Origin of the sequence: Vibrio sp. LB10LO1 (assembly GCF_010092875.1) — a bacterium.
Taxonomy (GTDB): Bacteria; Pseudomonadota; Gammaproteobacteria; order Enterobacterales; family Vibrionaceae; genus Vibrio; species Vibrio campbellii.
Genome location: NZ_JAADJW010000006.1, coordinates 49,540 through 64,803, shown reverse-complemented (window position 1 = coordinate 64,803; position 15,264 = coordinate 49,540). Strand labels below are relative to the sequence as shown.

The 15,264-nt window shown below is 46.0% G+C and carries 13 protein-coding genes; 9 read left to right on the top strand and 4 right to left on the bottom strand.

Features of this window, described 5'->3' with window-relative positions; genetic code table 11:
* Nucleotides 1–56 precede the first annotated feature (56 nt).
* On the bottom strand, nt 57–242 hold the full coding sequence (locus GXP65_RS06120) for a DUF3545 family protein (RefSeq protein ID WP_005426455.1): 186 nt from the start codon (nt 240–242) through the stop codon (nt 57–59).
* 722 nt (nt 243–964) lie between these two features.
* On the opposite strand from GXP65_RS06120, the gene GXP65_RS06115 reads away from it, so the two are divergent.
* The 3 genes from GXP65_RS06115 (at nt 965) to GXP65_RS06105 (ending at nt 4,119) form a co-directional block, all read left to right on the top strand.
* Complete coding sequence (locus GXP65_RS06115) at nt 965–2,401, top strand: sodium:alanine symporter family protein (RefSeq protein WP_038889001.1); 1,437 nt, start codon at nt 965–967, stop codon at nt 2,399–2,401.
* A gap of 110 nt (nt 2,402–2,511) precedes the next feature.
* Entirely contained in the window at nt 2,512–3,288 is a 777-nt protein-coding gene (gene yaaA / locus GXP65_RS06110) for a peroxide stress protein YaaA (RefSeq protein WP_010646571.1), read from the top strand.
* 195 nt (nt 3,289–3,483) lie between these two features.
* The gene (locus GXP65_RS06105; RefSeq protein ID WP_010646572.1) at nt 3,484–4,119 is read left to right on the top strand and encodes an alternative oxidase; all 636 of its coding nucleotides are present in this window, start codon (nt 3,484–3,486) and stop codon (nt 4,117–4,119) included.
* 62 nt (nt 4,120–4,181) lie between these two features.
* On the opposite strand, the gene srmB is transcribed toward GXP65_RS06105, so the two are convergent.
* Together srmB and GXP65_RS06095 are read right to left on the bottom strand one after the other, a co-directional pair.
* On the bottom strand, nt 4,182–5,405 hold the full coding sequence (gene srmB / locus GXP65_RS06100; protein WP_005447883.1) for an ATP-dependent RNA helicase SrmB: 1,224 nt from the start codon (nt 5,403–5,405) through the stop codon (nt 4,182–4,184).
* Between the two features lie 107 nt (nt 5,406–5,512).
* Complete coding sequence (locus tag GXP65_RS06095; protein ID WP_162092310.1) at nt 5,513–6,232, bottom strand: tRNA1(Val) (adenine(37)-N6)-methyltransferase; 720 nt, start codon at nt 6,230–6,232, stop codon at nt 5,513–5,515.
* 329 nt (nt 6,233–6,561) lie between these two features.
* Here GXP65_RS06095 and brnQ point away from each other — a divergent pair, with 329 nt between their 5' ends.
* On the top strand, nt 6,562–7,875 hold the full coding sequence (gene brnQ / locus GXP65_RS06090) for a branched-chain amino acid transport system II carrier protein (protein ID WP_162092309.1): 1,314 nt from the start codon (nt 6,562–6,564) through the stop codon (nt 7,873–7,875).
* An 87-nt stretch (nt 7,876–7,962) separates the two neighbouring features.
* Here the strand turns inward: brnQ and fldB are convergent, their stop codons facing one another.
* A complete protein-coding gene (gene fldB / locus GXP65_RS06085) occupies nt 7,963–8,481 on the bottom strand; it encodes a flavodoxin FldB (protein ID WP_005447890.1) in 519 nt (172 codons plus the stop codon).
* Nucleotides 8,482–8,639: 158 nt separating this feature from the next.
* On the opposite strand from fldB, the gene xerD reads away from it, so the two are divergent.
* The 5 genes from xerD (at nt 8,640) to lysS (ending at nt 15,033) form a co-directional block, all read left to right on the top strand.
* Nucleotides 8,640–9,557: a site-specific tyrosine recombinase XerD gene (gene xerD / locus GXP65_RS06080; protein ID WP_005434910.1), complete on the top strand. Its 918-nt coding sequence runs from the start codon at nt 8,640–8,642 to the stop codon at nt 9,555–9,557.
* A gap of 61 nt (nt 9,558–9,618) precedes the next feature.
* On the top strand, nt 9,619–10,407 hold the full coding sequence (gene dsbC / locus GXP65_RS06075; protein WP_039989122.1) for a bifunctional protein-disulfide isomerase/oxidoreductase DsbC: 789 nt from the start codon (nt 9,619–9,621) through the stop codon (nt 10,405–10,407).
* A gap of 46 nt (nt 10,408–10,453) precedes the next feature.
* Nucleotides 10,454–12,193 (top strand): single-stranded-DNA-specific exonuclease RecJ, encoded by a 1,740-nt coding sequence (recJ, locus tag GXP65_RS06070; RefSeq protein WP_162092308.1) that lies wholly within the window; start codon nt 10,454–10,456, stop codon nt 12,191–12,193.
* Nucleotides 12,194–12,366: 173 nt separating this feature from the next.
* A protein-coding gene (gene prfB / locus GXP65_RS06065) for a peptide chain release factor 2 (protein WP_100208484.1) occupies nt 12,367–13,465 on the top strand; the annotation gives its coding sequence in 2 pieces (ribosomal slippage) (nt 12,367–12,441 and nt 12,443–13,465; 1,098 coding nt in all).
* 35 nt (nt 13,466–13,500) lie between these two features.
* Complete coding sequence (lysS, locus tag GXP65_RS06060; protein WP_103410231.1) at nt 13,501–15,033, top strand: lysine--tRNA ligase; 1,533 nt, start codon at nt 13,501–13,503, stop codon at nt 15,031–15,033.
* Nucleotides 15,034–15,264 lie beyond the last annotated feature (231 nt).

Sequence of the window (15,264 nt, the reverse complement as noted above, 5' to 3'; positions counted from 1 at the left end):
ATTTTTTCGCTATCCATAAAAGACAAAAGGCACCATCGAGGTGCCTTTTGTACAAATTATAGTTTGATGTCATCCAGAGTGATGTCGTTGCAGACATCGAGTTCACGCAGTTCCTTGAGTAAAGTGCGTCTATCGTTCATTTCTTCAATTTCTCGCCACTTACGCTTCACTGGTTTCGAACGAGATTTGGTTGTTGAGGTAGTATCCAGACCAAATAGGTCATCGAGTTGAAAGCCTTCCATAAGCCACCTTTACCTTTTTCTATCTAAACTGTTATATCCAGTCCTTGTGGAGTTTTTTAAGTACCACAATAGCCGTGAGGATAACCATGATATATTTCGCATTTGTGTCGGTAACATGACATTTTCGTGCAAAAATACTCACAGAATCACATTTTGCATGCATTTAAAATGAACAAAAAACAAGCGAACGATCTCACGAAAACGATTAAATGAAGAGATTTGGTATGTTAATTCGAAGGGCTTATTTCACTCAATTTTTGAATACTAAGGTTGCATAGCATCGCTTTGATTAAAATGTATCCAATGGTAACAAACCGACACAGGAAATATTTGTCGGATACCTTGTGATTGCTAGCCTCATTAAAAATAAACGATACGTCGTTTTGTTAAGTTTGAGGGGGCTAGTTATGTTGAATTTTGATAAACAAGATGTTGCTGTTTGTGAGCGTTAAGTTTTCCTTTTATGTTAACTTTTGGTGACTTTATAGTGAAAAATAACAAGCTTATTTTACTTGTTGCATATTGATTTTTGCCTTTCGAGGCTGCATTATCCGCCCGTCAAAAAATACGCTGGTACGTAAAATGGATGCATGAAGCGACATTTACGATTCTAGATTGCACAATAAACATTACTCAAAAAGCTAAGCACACTTTGACACTTAGCAGGCAATCTGGTGGATGGCTCGGAAGCAAAGACCGGCGCAACTCACTTTGAGGTACACATGACAGACTTAATCAATTTGATGAACGATCTCCTTTGGGGTTCGATTCTGGTTTATCTTCTTGTTGGTGTAGGAATCTACTTCACCGTTCGATTGGGTTTCATCCAATTCCGTCACTTCGGTCACATGTTCTCTGTTCTTAAGAACAGCCGTAAAGCAGACAAAGCTGGTATTTCTTCTTTCCAAGCGCTTTGTACTAGTCTTGCTGCACGTGTAGGTACCGGTAACATGGCGGGTGTTGCAGTTGCATTGACTGCGGGTGGCCCTGGTGCAATCTTCTGGATGTGGTTGATTGCAATGCTTGGTATGGCGACGTCGTTTGCAGAAAGTACGCTAGCGCAGCTATACAAAACCAAAGATGATGATGGCAACTACCGTGGTGGTCCTGCTTACTACATGGAAAAAGGTTTGGGCATGCGCTGGATGGGCGTGTTGTTCTCAGTTTTCCTAATCATCGCTTTTGGTTTGGTATTCAACGCCGTTCAAGCAAACTCAATTGCAAACGCAATGAGCACGGCATTTGGTTGGGATGATCTTTACGTTGGTATCGCAGTTGTTGCGCTATCAGCAGTGGTTATCTTTGGTGGTATCAAGCGTATTGCGAAAGTAGCAGAGCTGATTGTTCCTGTGATGGCACTTGCTTACCTAGTGCTAGCACTGTTCGTTATGTTCTCTAACCTAGACAAACTTCCTGATGTACTGATGCTTATCTTCAAGAGCGCATTTGGTCTGCAAGAAGCAGCGGCTGGTGGTCTTGGTTACGCAATCGCACAGGCGATGATCAACGGTATCAAACGCGGCCTATTCTCGAACGAAGCTGGTATGGGTTCTGCACCAAACGCGGCGGCATCAGCAACGCCTTACCCACCACACCCAGCATCTCAAGGTTATGTTCAGATGCTAGGCGTGTTCATGGATACTATCGTTATCTGTTCGGCGACTGTGGCTATCATCCTGATGTCAGGTGAATATGTAGGCCAAGCGACGGAAGTGACAGGTATCGAGCTAACTCAGCGCGCATTGAGCTCGCAAGTCGGCGATTGGGGCGGCATCTTTGTTGCTGTAGCAATCTTCTTCTTCGCGTTTACTTCTATCATTGCAAACTACTCGTACGCAGAAACGAACTTAATCTTCCTAGAGCACAACCATAAAGCGGGTCTAGGTATCTTCCGTATCGTTGTACTAGGTATGGTTATGTTTGGTGCGCTAGCTTCTCTACCAGTGGTTTGGTCATTGGCCGATGTTTCTATGGGTCTGATGGCGATTGTGAACTTGGTGGCGATTATCTTGCTATCAGGCATCGTGATTAAGCTGGCGAAAGACTACAACCGTCAGCTAAGCGAAGGCAAAGTGCCTACGTTTGATCCGAATGACTTCCCTGAGCTGAAATCTCAGTTAGAAGAAGGTATTTGGGACAACAACAAGAAAGATAGCTAATTGATGTCCAATCATCGTTGAAAGCTATCAACACGATTCAAAAAGCCATGCAGACAATGCATGGCTTTTTTTGTACCCTAATGGAAAACAAAATTAGGGAAGTTAAAGTCATGCTTATCGTAGTTTCTCCAGCTAAAACGCTCGATTACGAATCACCACTCGCGACCGAGAAGTTTACTCAGCCAGACTTGGTTAGCTATTCAAAAGAGCTGATCGAGGTATGCCGTAAATTAACACCTGCCGATGTGTCATCACTGATGAAAGTGAGCGACAAAATCGCTGATTTGAACGTTGGTCGCTTCCAAGAGTGGAGTGAAACCTTCACCACCGACAACGCGCGCCAAGCGATTCTTGCGTTTAAAGGTGATGTGTACACTGGTCTTGAAGCGGAAACTCTTTCAGATGCCGATTTCGATTACGCGCAAGATCATCTACGAATGCTGTCTGGCCTTTACGGTCTGCTTAAGCCGCTTGATTTGATGCAGCCATACCGTCTTGAGATGGGCACTAAGCTAGCGAACGAAAAGGGCACTAACCTTTACCAGTTCTGGGGCAACGTCATTACCGATAAGCTGAATGAAGCGATTGCTGCGCAAGGCGACAACGTACTGATCAACCTAGCATCGAACGAATACTTCAAAGCGGTGAAGCCAAAGAACTTAGATGCACAAGTGATCACACCAATCTTCAAAGATTGTAAGAATGGTCAATACAAGGTGATCAGCTTTTACGCGAAGAAAGCGCGCGGCATGATGGCTCGTTACATCATCGAAAACCGTATCGAAAGCGTTGCTGACCTCACTAAGTTTGATGTTGCGGGTTACTACTTCGTTGAAGAAGAGTCGACACCAACAGACTTAGTGTTTAAACGAGAAGAGCAAAACTGATTGAGCGAAGTTAAGTTTCAGCTCTGCTAAACAATTCAAACGAAAAGCCGGATAGTTATCCGGCTTTTTTTATTTCATCGAACACTGATCTTAATTTCATTTATTACATAAAAATTTTAGTTATTAAAAAATAGTTGAGTAAGAAGGTTTAAAGTTGTATTTTAAATGCAACTTTAAAAATAAAGGAGTTCTCCTATGTCAGACTTCAAGCTCACACACAAAAAAGCCTCTAAGTTATCAGAGTACGTTGCACTGCGTATTACCAAGTTGCTGAAATTCACTCTGAACATCTTCTACGGCAAGAAATACGCAAAGCGAGCGGTGATTCTTGAAACGATCGCAGCTGTGCCCGGTATGGTTGCGGGCATGTTCAACCACCTCAAAGCGCTACGTCGAATGAAAGATGATGAAGGCTGGATCCGAGAACTCCTCGACGAGGCCGAGAACGAGCGCATGCACCTGATGATTTTCCTCGATATTGCCAAGCCGAGTTTGATTGAGCGTTTGCTCGTGCTGCTTGGGCAAGGCGTGTTTATTCTCGTGTATAGCTTCATCTATCTACTGTCTTCTAAAATCGCTCACCGTGTTGTGGGCTACTTCGAAGAAGAAGCATGTAATAGCTACACAGAGTACCTAGAGAAAATTGATAGTGGGGAAGTGGAGAACGTACCAGCTCCGACTCTGGCGGTTGATTACTATAAGCTGCCTGCTGATGCGATGCTAAGAGATGTGATTTTGCGGATTCGAGAAGATGAAGCGGGGCACCGTGACCGTAACCATGGCTTCGCGGATGCCTATGAAGACAAAACGCTTCCAGCCCATCAGCTGTAAACATGAAAAACAAAAAGAGCCGCGATTGCGGCTCTTTTAGATTTGGAATTAATCAGACGTGATTACTTTTTCTTAGCGGTTTTCTTCTTAGCTACTTTCTTCTTGTCGTCTTTTTTCTTTTTCTTCTTAAACACAGGTTTTTTGTGTTTAGGGCGCATCTCTTTCACGAAACGCTCTTTGATGTCTTCTTTTACGTAACGAGCAACGCGATCCATCATTGGTTGGTCGTGTGCTTCTACGATTGAGATAGCGTTACCTTTCTTACCAGCACGAGCCGTACGGCCTATACGGTGAAGGTATACGTCAGCCGTGCGCGGCATATCGTAGTTGATTACGTGTGATACGTCTGGAAGGTCGATACCACGCGCCGCTACGTCTGTCGCTAGTAGTACGTTAACTGTGCCTTCACGGAAGCGAGAGATTGCGTTGTTACGACGATCTTGAGGCATTTCACCTTGAATCCAAGAACATGGAATCTGCGCGCTTTCTAGTTGTGCACGAAGCTCTGCTAAACGCTCACGAGTCTTCAAGAACACGATAGTGCGTTCTGCTTGCTCTGTAATGATGTGTTTTAGTAGGGCAAGTTTATGCTCTGCGTCATCAGCACGGTGGTACCACTGTGCAATCTTCTTACGCTCACGCAGTGGGGATTTAGCGTCGATCTCTGCTGGTTCGTTCAGTAGGTCTGCTGTGAAACCTTCAACGCCTTTGCCTTCTAGTGTTGCTGAGAACAGAAGGGTTTGTTTACGCCAGCGACATTCGTTAGACAGGCGGTCAACCGTTGGCGCAAAGCCCATGTCTAGCATGCGGTCTGCTTCATCAAGGATTAGCCATTCAATTGCACGACAGTCAAAACGTTCTGCGTCGATGTATTCACGTAGACGACCTGGTGTTGCTACTACGATGTCTTGTGTGGTTGCTAGGATGTCTGCGTGTTCTTGGTATTGAACGCCACCTGTGATGGTGAAGATGTTTAGCTTGGTGTTTTTCGCTAGTGCACGCGCTTGATCCGCTACCTGCATCGCAAGCTCACGAGTTGGCGTTAGGATCAGAATACGAGCAGGCCCAGGTTTACGACGTGGGAAATCTTGCAGGTATTGCAGTGCTGGCAGGACGAACGCTGCCGTTTTACCCGTACCAGTTGGTGCTGACGCTAGAATGTCACGACCATCTAACGCTTGTGGAATCGCTTCTGCCTGAATTTTAGTTGGGCGTTCATAGCCCATCTCATCAATGGCTTCAAGTAGGTTTTGGTCTAGATCAAGTTCAGCAAAGGTTCTGATCACAATGAGTTCTCCACAAGCAAAGCTTGGTTAATGGTTCGCCACAGCAGCATAGAATATAAAAAGGTCGCACATTATAAAGTGATTGGTGACAAGGATCACATGTTATTTCACATCTTAAGGTAAAACTCGCGAGTTAGCTGGATAAAGTCGTCGCTGTAGCCCTCGCTCGAGTGGATGATCAAATGCGTTTCTTGAGTATCACAAGCTTGTTTGGCTAATTCAAACAGTAAACGGTGCACGGGCTTTTTCTGTGATGGTTGCACGCGGCACAGACGTGACAAGTGCCACCCCTGTTGCAGCGCCATAGTAATAAATTGCTCGCCTTCGGTAATCGGCAGGACGAAATTGGCTGTCCCTTCCTCAGTCAGCAGTTCATGACATCGGTTGAGTAATGCGCTGTGCTGCAAGGTATCTGTGTGCCTGGCGGTTGCGCGCTGGCTTTGTTTCGATTGCTCGCCACTGTTGAAGTAGGGCGGGTTGCAGATGATGTGTTCAAAGCGCTGCTCAGATTCAAATTGCAATACATCGGTGTGGCGAACGCAGAGTCTGTCTGACCACGAAGATTGGGCGAAGTTTTTCTGTGCCGCTTCGACCGCCGAGATTTCAATATCAAGGGCAGTGATCTGTGCGTTAGGAAACCGCTGAGCGCACATTAATGCCAGCAAACCTGTGCCCGTGCCGACGTCCAAAATTTTATTCTGTGGTGTGCAATTTGCCCAAGCACCAAGCATCACACCATCGGTACTGACAGGCATGCCACTTTCGCCACCGTAAATGGAAAATTGCTTGAACTTGAAGCCTTTAGTCTGAATTCTTTCGCTCTTCATGATTGTTTTATATTTACTCAATAATAGAGAGAAATGCTCTATTGTTTCTTAATTGTGTAGATTGTTATCTTGTTGGTTATTAAATTGTATTCTCAATTGATCGAGACAAAGAACTGGTCATAAAACCTAGAGTAGTGATATTCACTGCTTTTAAGTTGGCGAACTAAATTAATATGGTGTTTTTTTCTTAAAGGTTGCCAAATGATGGGTCTTTCGTCATTATGCGGCGGAAAATTTATAGATTGAACCACAGGTACTCATTTTATTTGGGTATACAAAAAGTGGTCGATGCATACACAACATTCATTAATTCAGAAAAAGGGTTATCTGTGAAGCAGACGTTAAAACTAACAGATATTATCGCAGTAGGCTTTATGCTATTTGCGTTCTTTTTGGGTGCCGGCAACATCATCTTTCCACCACTAGCGGGTCAGCTAGCGGGTGATCATTTGATGCCAGCAATGTTCGGTTTCTTGCTAACAGCGGTAGGTCTACCTCTTATTACTATCGTTGCTATTGCTGTAGCAGGCGGCTCTTGGGATCACTTGACTCAAGATCTTCCTAAGAAAGCAGCAGTGCTGATGGCGGCGTTGATCTTCATCATCATCGGTCCTGCATTTGCTGCACCTCGTACTGGCCTTGTGGCTTACGAGATGGCTATCAAACCATTCTTCTTAGATGCATCACAAGCGCATCTAACGTCATTCTCAATCTTGTTCTTCGCGGTAGCAATGGCTTTCGCTTGGTTCCAAGGTCGTTTGATTGACTTGATTGGTAAAGTGCTAACGCCAGTACTGTTCCTTGGTCTTATCGTTCTTGCGATCGCTGTATTTGTTGACCCGCAAGGCGAAATGATGGGCGCGCATGGCGAGTACCTAACTCAGCCGCTAACCAAGGGCTTCCTTGAAGGTTACAACACCATGGATACGTTCGCATCGTTGATGTTCGGTATGCTAATGGTGGATGCACTTCGTAGCAAAGGCATCACTGAGCGCGCGGCAACAACGAAATACCTAATCTGCGCTGGTTGTATTGCCGCTGCGGGTCTTGCGTTTGTATACATCTCATTGTTCTACCTAGGCGCGACGAGTGCAACTATTGCAGCGGGTGCAGACAACGGTGGTGCAGTACTGAGCCAGTACGTTCAAGCGTTATTTGGTCCTTACGGTCAGATTGTTCTTTCAATCATTGTACTGTTGGCATGTTTGACGACAGCGATTGGCCTTATCTCGGCATGTTCAGATTTCTTTAGCTCTAAGACAAAACTGACTTACAAGCAGTGGGTTATTATTAACGGTGCGGCTTGTGCTCTAATTGCTAACGTTGGTCTAGCTCAACTGATCTCTCTATCAGTGCCAGTGCTATTTGCACTTTACCCTGTAGCGGTTGCATTGGTTGCGCTAACGTTTGTTCGCAGCAAGCTGCCAAACCCACGTGTGGCATACCGCTCTGTACTACTAGTATCTCTACTGTTTGCATTGATTGATGCTGCGAAAGTAGCAGGTCTAGACGTTTCAGCATTCGACATGCTGCCACTATTCGAAGTGGGCATGGGTTGGGTTCTACCAACGTTTGCAGCGATTGTTTGCATGTTCTTTGTTGCTAAATCTTCACAACCAGAGTTGACTGAAGAAGCGGTATAATTGCTGACTCGCAAGATTAAAAAAGCCCGGTGAAGTGATTCACCGGGCTTTTTGTTTGTCTGTTGTATCGTCACTGCTATTGCTGACTTATAGCGTGTCGTGAAACTCCACCAACACTTGCTCACACCATTTCTCGATGCGTTCGTCACTCAGTTCATACTGGGAATCTTCATCCAGCGCTAAGCCGACAAACTGGCTGCCATCTTCAGTCAATGCTTTTGACGCTTCAAACTCATAACCTTCGTTTGGCCAGTAGCCAATGAATTGCGCGCCAGTCGCTTTGAGTTCGTCATGCAGGAGACCCATCGCGTCAAGGTACCATTCGCCATAGCCTTCTTGGTCACCCAAGCCAAACAGAGCAACCACTTTGCCTTTTAGCGGTGTCGTTGCAATGTCTTCCCAGATTGCACTCCAATCTTCTTGGATTTCACCGAAGTCCCAAGTCGAGATACCAATCAGCAGTAAATCGTAGTCTGCCATCAGTGACAGCGGTGTCTCTTTCACGTTGTGAATGTCGACAAGGTCTTCACCAATGATATTGCGAATTTTCTCTGCTGCCATTTCTGTGTAGCAGGTGGTTGAGCCGTAAAAGAGTCCGATTTTCATTATATTCGTCGTTTTTTGTGTTGCTGTTGTGGCAGATTCTAACCATAAAACGGGGAAGATTGCAGCGAATATCCCTAGGGAGATGATTTTTTTATGGTATTGGTTGGGCTCTTGCCTTACTCTCAATACTGTAAATATAAACAGATAAGGAAGCATTCATGACGGCACAACAGCCTGTCAATCAACAAGATTTTGGCCTTGTTGAGCAATTCTTAGATGCGATGTGGATGGAGCGTGGCCTATCAGAGAACACGTTGGCTTCCTACCGAAATGATTTAATGAAACTGCTCGCGTGGATGGAGCAACATAGCTACCGCCTGGATTTCATCAGTCTGTCTGGCTTGCAAGAATACCAAAGCTATCTTGTAGATTTAGATTACAAGCAGACTTCCCGCGCGCGTATGCTGTCGGCGATTCGCCGTTTGTTCCAATACATTCACCGTGAAAAAGTACGCGCGGATGATCCGAGTGCTTTGTTGGTCAGCCCAAAGTTGCCGCAGCGCCTACCTAAAGACATCAGTGAAGAGCAAGTCGATGCTCTGCTAGATGCACCAGATCCGAATGACCCAGTTGAGCTGCGTGATAAAGCCATGCTTGAATTACTTTACGCGACAGGTCTGCGTGTGACAGAGCTAGTCAGCTTGACAATGGAAAACGTCAGTTTGCGCCAAGGGGTAGTGCGCGTGACGGGTAAAGGTGGTAAAGAACGCCTTGTCCCAATGGGAGAGAACGCGGTCGATTGGATTGAAACTTTTATCCAACAAGGTCGGTCTGCTTTATTGGGGGAGACTACGTCAGATGTGGTTTTCCCGAGTAAACGTGCTAGGCAGATGACTCGCCAAACGTTTTGGCACCGTATCAAGTACTATGCTGTGATAGCGGGTATTGATACTGACCAGTTGTCGCCGCACGTACTTCGCCATGCTTTTGCAACACACTTATTGAACTATGGCGCAGATCTCAGGGTCGTACAGATGCTGTTGGGGCATAGTGACTTATCGACCACGCAAATTTATACTCACGTGGCGACTGAGCGATTGAAACAAATCCACAGTCAACACCACCCAAGAGCATAATGATGGTTTGGTTCATCCATTGTCTCATTGGATGAAAGGATTTAATTTTAAGGTGAATTTAATGAGCGTATTACGCCGACTAACTCTGCTGACTTTACCGTTTTTCGTTACCGCTTGTGGTGCTGAAGAAAGTCAGGCAAAAACGGAAACTCCTGCACAACAAGTCGCACCAGCGGCAAAACAGACTTTTGATGAGGCTGCACTAAAAGCCAAGTTCTCTAAGTTGGGGGTATCTATTCTTGATATCCAACCATCAGACGTTGCTGGTTTATTAGAAATTCAAACCAATGGTGGTGTGCTGTTTGCATCAAACGATGGTAATCACTTTATTGCCGGTACGCTTTACGCCATCGATGATAACGGCGGCTACAAAGACGTCGTTGCTGAACGTCAAGCACCATTGAATGCAGCAAAAATCGCAAAGTTCTCTGACAGCGTGATCGAATATAAAGCGGACAACGAGAAGTATGTGGTGACGGTATTTACGGATATCACATGTGGTTACTGTGTGCGTCTGCATAGCCAAATGCAAGGTTACAACGACTTAGGCATTACTGTTCGTTACATGGCGTACCCTCGCCAAGGCGCAACAGGCCCAGTCGCTGAGCAGATGGCAACTATTTGGTGTGCAGAGGATCCTCAATCCGCTATGCACAACGCAAAAGTGGAACGTACATTTGATAACCCAGCGAAAGATCTTAAGCAGTGTAAAGAGACTATCCAAGCGCATTACAACCTAGGTCGTGAGCTTGGTATTTCTGGTACACCTGCGATTTTCCTACCAAACGGTGAGCTAGTCGGTGGTTACCTTCCGCCAGCAGATCTGCTAAAACGTTTAGAGCAACAATAATCCTTTAAGGAGCAGAGCCAGCCGTATTCGCTGGCTCTTTTCAAACATGATAGAAATTCAACGACGTCCCGAACCGGATCTTTCTCTTCTTCCTGATTCCATTCCTGCCATTCTAAAGCGCATATACATTAACCGTGGCATCACGGATGTGGCTCAACTAGAAACCTCTGCACGCGGTTTGCATTCGTACCAACAGTTGGGTGGCATTGACCAAGCGGTTGAACTGCTGTTCCAAGCCATTAATGAGCAAAAGCGCATTATTGTGGTCGGTGATTTTGATGCCGATGGTGCAACCAGCTCTGCTTTGTCGGTGCTTGCCTTACGTATGCTGGGCAGTAATAACGTGGATTACTTGGTGCCGAACCGTTTCGAAGATGGCTATGGACTGAGCCCGGAAGTGGTTGATCAAGCTTTAGAGCTTGGCGCAGAAATGATCATGACGGTGGATAACGGGGTCTCGTCGATTGAGGGTGTCCGTTATGCTAAAGAAAATGGCATTACGGTGCTGGTGACTGACCACCACTTACCGGGGCAAGTGCTTCCGGATGTGGATGCGATGGTGAACCCAAACCTAGACAGCTGTGCTTTCCCATCGAAAGCATTGGCTGGGGTAGGCGTGGCTTTCTATCTGATGATGGCACTGTGCGTGTACATGCGCAAACAGAATTGGTTCGCGCAGCAAGGCATGCAAGAGCCTAAGTTAATGGAACTGATTGACTTAGTGGCACTTGGTACGGTCGCCGATGTTGTGCCGCTGGATGAAAATAACCGTATCCTTGTACACCAAGGTTTGCAGCGTATTCGTGCGGGCAAAGCACGTCCGGGCATTCAAGCCTTGATTGAAGTCGCGAAGCGCGATGCACATCGTTTGGTCGCGTCTGATTTTGGTTTCGCTCTGGGACCACGCATTAACGCCGCAGGTCGCTTGGATGACATGTCATTTGGTGTTGAGTTGCTGATGTCTAATAACATCCATGCCGCGCGTCGCATGGCGAGTGAGTTGGACGGTTTGAACCAAACTCGTAAAGAGATTGAAGAAGGGATGAAGCAGGAGGCGATGGCTTTTTGTGAGCGTCTTCAATTTGGTGAAAACAGTGAACTGCCATACGGCCTAGCGCTGTTCCAACGTGATTGGCACCAAGGCGTGATTGGTATTCTTGCTTCGCGTATCAAAGAGAAGTTCCATCGTCCGGTTATCGCCTTTGCTGATGGTGGTGAAGGGACAATTAAAGGCTCTTGTCGCTCTATTCCGGGGCTTCACATGCGTGATGCGCTGGATTTCATCGATACACAAAACCCTGGTTTGATCATCAAATTTGGTGGCCACGCGATGGCGGCGGGCTTAACCATCAAAGAGCAAGACTTTGAACGCTTTAGCCGTTTGTTTGATGAAGTCGTGAAGAAAGAGTTGGATGAAGCCGCGCTTAAAGGCGTGATCATGTCTGACGGTGAGCTTAAGCCTGAAGAGTTTTCCATGCATGTCGCGGAGCAGCTGCGCTCGGGTGGCCCTTTTGGTCAAGCTTTCCCAGAGCCAATTTTCGATGGTGAGTTTAAAGTATTGCACCAAAAGCTGGTGGGGGAGAAGCACCTTAAGTTGATGCTAGAGCCGCTTTACAAAGGTCATCCAACCAATGTGATGATCGACGGTATTGCGTTTAACGTTGATTTGCGTCGTTGGCCAGATGCATCGGTCAAAACAGTACGCCTAGCGTATAAGTTGGATGTGAATGAATTTCGTGGCAACCAATCATTGCAACTAATGATTGACCTCATCGAAGCCAAGTAATACCTAGAAAGTCACTTCTTATAGAGTACGGTCGCCTTTTTGTGGGGCAAAAATTTTATGACCGTGCTCTCTCTAATTGCAATCTGATTTCCCACCCGAAATTTTCCTGTATCTCCGTCACATTTTTGAGTAGAATTTCTCGGTTAAATTCTATTCTAAAATGTTGAGCCAACATGTTTGAAATCAATCCAATTAAAAACCGTCTGCAGGACGTGTCTGAGCGCACGAATGTCCTGAGGGGGTATCTTTGACTATGACGCTAAGAAAGAGCGTCTAGAAGAGGTCAACGCAGAACTTGAACAACCGGATGTATGGAACGAGCCAGAACGTGCGCAAGCACTAGGCAAAGAGCGTGCATCTCTTGAAGCGGTTGTAGAGACGATCGATCAACTAGAACAAGGTGTAGAGGACGTTGAAGGTCTTCTAGAGCTTGCGGTTGAAGAAGAAGATCAAGAAACGTTTGACGAAATCGAACCAGAACTTGCTGAGTTGGAAGAGAAGCTAGAACAGCTTGAATTCCGTCGTATGTTCTCTGGCGACCACGACAGCTCTGATTGCTACATCGATTTGCAAGCAGGCTCAGGTGGTACAGAAGCACAAGACTGGACCAACATGATGCTACGTATGTACCTACGTTGGGCTGAAGCGAAAGGCTTTAAGTCTGAGGTGATCGAAGTATCGGAAGGCGAAGTTGCGGGTCTTAAGGGCGCAACTGTGAAGATCTCTGGTGAGTACGCTTACGGCTGGCTACGTACAGAAACAGGCGTTCACCGTCTTGTTCGTAAATCGCCATTCGATTCAGGCGGCCGTCGTCATACCTCATTTGCTTCTGCGTTTATCTACCCAGAGATTGATGAAAACATTGATATCGACATTAACCCGTCTGACCTACGTATCGACGTTTACCGTGCGTCAGGTGCGGGTGGTCAGCACGTTAACACCACTGAATCTGCGGTACGTATCACGCACGTTCCAACGAACACAGTAGTGCAATGTCAGAACGACCGTTCTCAGCATAAGAACAAAGATCAGGCAATGAAACAGCTTCGAGCGAAGCTATTTGAGCTTGAATTGCAAAAGCAAAACGCGGAAAAACAAGCTAATGAAGACGCTAAGTCTGACATTGGCTGGGGTAGCCAGATCCGTTCTTACGTATTGGATGACTCGCGCATTAAAGACCTCCGTACGGGCGTTGAAAACCGTAATACTCAAGCGGTTCTTGATGGCGATCTGGACAAATTTATTGAAGCTAGCCTGAAATCAGGTCTATAAAGCTTTTCACCGACAAAAAACAGGATACATCGAAAATGACTGATGCTGTTCAAAACGAAACTGTACAAGAAGCCTCTGCACAAGAAGAGAACAAGCTAATTGCTGAACGCCGCGCTAAACTGGATGCAATCCGAAAGAGCTGCAAAGCGAACGGCCATCCAAACGACTTCCGTCGTGACGCACTAGCGGGCGACCTTCAGAAAGAGTTCGGTGAAAAGACGAAGGAAGAGCTAGAAGAGCTTAACCACGTAGTAGCAATCGCTGGCCGTATCATGGCTAAACGTGGCCCATTCTTGGTAATTCAAGAAACTTCTGGCCGTATCCAAGCTTACGCTGATAAGGCGGTACAAAAAGTACTGAAAGAAAAATACCAAGGTCTAGATATCGGTGACATCATCGGTGTTAAAGGTGCGTTGCACAAGTCTGGTAAAGGCGACCTATACGTGAACATGGAAGAGTTCGAATTGCTAACCAAAGCACTTCGTCCACTACCAGAGAAGTTCCACGGCCTAACTGACCAAGAGATGCGTTACCGTCAACGTTACGTTGACCTAATCGTTAACGAAGATTCTCGTCAAGCGTTCGTAGTACGTTCTAAAGTAATGTCTGCAATCCGTAACTTCATGATCACTAAACAGTTCATGGAAGTTGAAACGCCAATGATGCACGTTATCCCTGGCGGTGCGAGTGCACGTCCATTCATCACGCACCACAACGCACTAGACATGCCAATGTACCTACGTATCGCACCAGAGCTATACCTGAAGCGTCTAGTTGTTGGTGGTTTCGATCGCGTATTCGAAATCAACCGTAACTTCCGTAACGAAGGTCTTTCTCCACGTCACAACCCAGAATTCACAATGATGGAATTCTACATGGCGTACGCAGACTACAAAGATCTGATGGACCTAACTGAAGAGCTACTAAGCTCAGTTGCTCTAGAAGTTCTAGGTTCAACGTCAATGCCTTACGGTGATGACACGGTTGAATTTGGCGGCACTTACACTCGTATGAGCATGTTCGAAGCAATCAAGCACTACAACCCAGACCACGCGCAAATCCAAGCGCTAACAGAAGAAGACATTCAAAACCGTGACCTAATGGTTTCTATCGCGAAATCTGTTCACGTTGAAGTAGAATCTTTCTGGACATGTGGTCAGCTTCTTGAAGAGATTTTTGGTGAAACAGCAGAACCTAAGCTAATGCAGCCAACGTTCATCACTGGTTACCCAGCAGATATCTCTCCATTGGCTCGTCGTAGCGATGACAACCCGTTCTTCACTGACCGCTTTGAATTCTTCATCGGTGGCCGTGAAGTAGCGAACGGCTTCTCTGAGCTTAACGACGCTGAAGACCAAGACGCGCGCTTTAAAGCACAGGTTGAAGCGAAAGAGTCTGGTGATGACGAAGCAATGTTCTACGATGCAGACTACATCACTGCACTAGAGCACGGCCTACCACCAACAGCAGGTCAAGGTATCGGTATCGACCGCCTAGTTATGCTGCTGACTAACACGCACACTATCCGTGACGTGATCCTATTCCCAGCGATGCGCCCACAAGCGTAATCTCCTCGCTGAGTCATAAAAACCACCTTCGGGTGGTTTTTTTGTAACTTTAATTTGAGCTAATTCAACTATTTGCATTTTAGTTCGGATGGTATAGTCAAATAACCATTCGCCAAATCTCAATCTGTTGCATAGTCTTAATATTGAGACAGACTTCGTCAGGCACAGTCTCGATAATGTTACCCGTTCGCAAAGATGGGTTTGTGGAGCGAAATTTCTATCAACAATCAA

Bases quoted from the DNA above. Each gene is read 5' to 3' on its own strand.
- GXP65_RS06105 (WP_010646572.1), top strand. From the start codon at position 3,484: ATGTCAGACTTCAAGCTCACACACAAAAAAGCCTCTAAGTTATCAGAG.
- yaaA (WP_010646571.1), top strand. From the start codon at position 2,512: ATGCTTATCGTAGTTTCTCCAGCTAAAACGCTCGATTACGAATCACCA.
- dsbC (WP_039989122.1), top strand. From the start codon at position 9,619: ATGAGCGTATTACGCCGACTAACTCTGCTGACTTTACCGTTTTTCGTT.
- xerD (WP_005434910.1), top strand. From the start codon at position 8,640: ATGACGGCACAACAGCCTGTCAATCAACAAGATTTTGGCCTTGTTGAG.
- GXP65_RS06115 (WP_038889001.1), top strand. From the start codon at position 965: ATGACAGACTTAATCAATTTGATGAACGATCTCCTTTGGGGTTCGATT.
- lysS (WP_103410231.1), top strand. From the start codon at position 13,501: ATGACTGATGCTGTTCAAAACGAAACTGTACAAGAAGCCTCTGCACAA.
- GXP65_RS06095 (WP_162092310.1), bottom strand. From the start codon at position 6,232: ATGAAGAGCGAAAGAATTCAGACTAAAGGCTTCAAGTTCAAGCAATTT.
- GXP65_RS06120 (WP_005426455.1), bottom strand. From the start codon at position 242: ATGGAAGGCTTTCAACTCGATGACCTATTTGGTCTGGATACTACCTCA.
- fldB (WP_005447890.1), bottom strand. From the start codon at position 8,481: ATGAAAATCGGACTCTTTTACGGCTCAACCACCTGCTACACAGAAATG.
- recJ (WP_162092308.1), top strand. From the start codon at position 10,454: ATGATAGAAATTCAACGACGTCCCGAACCGGATCTTTCTCTTCTTCCT.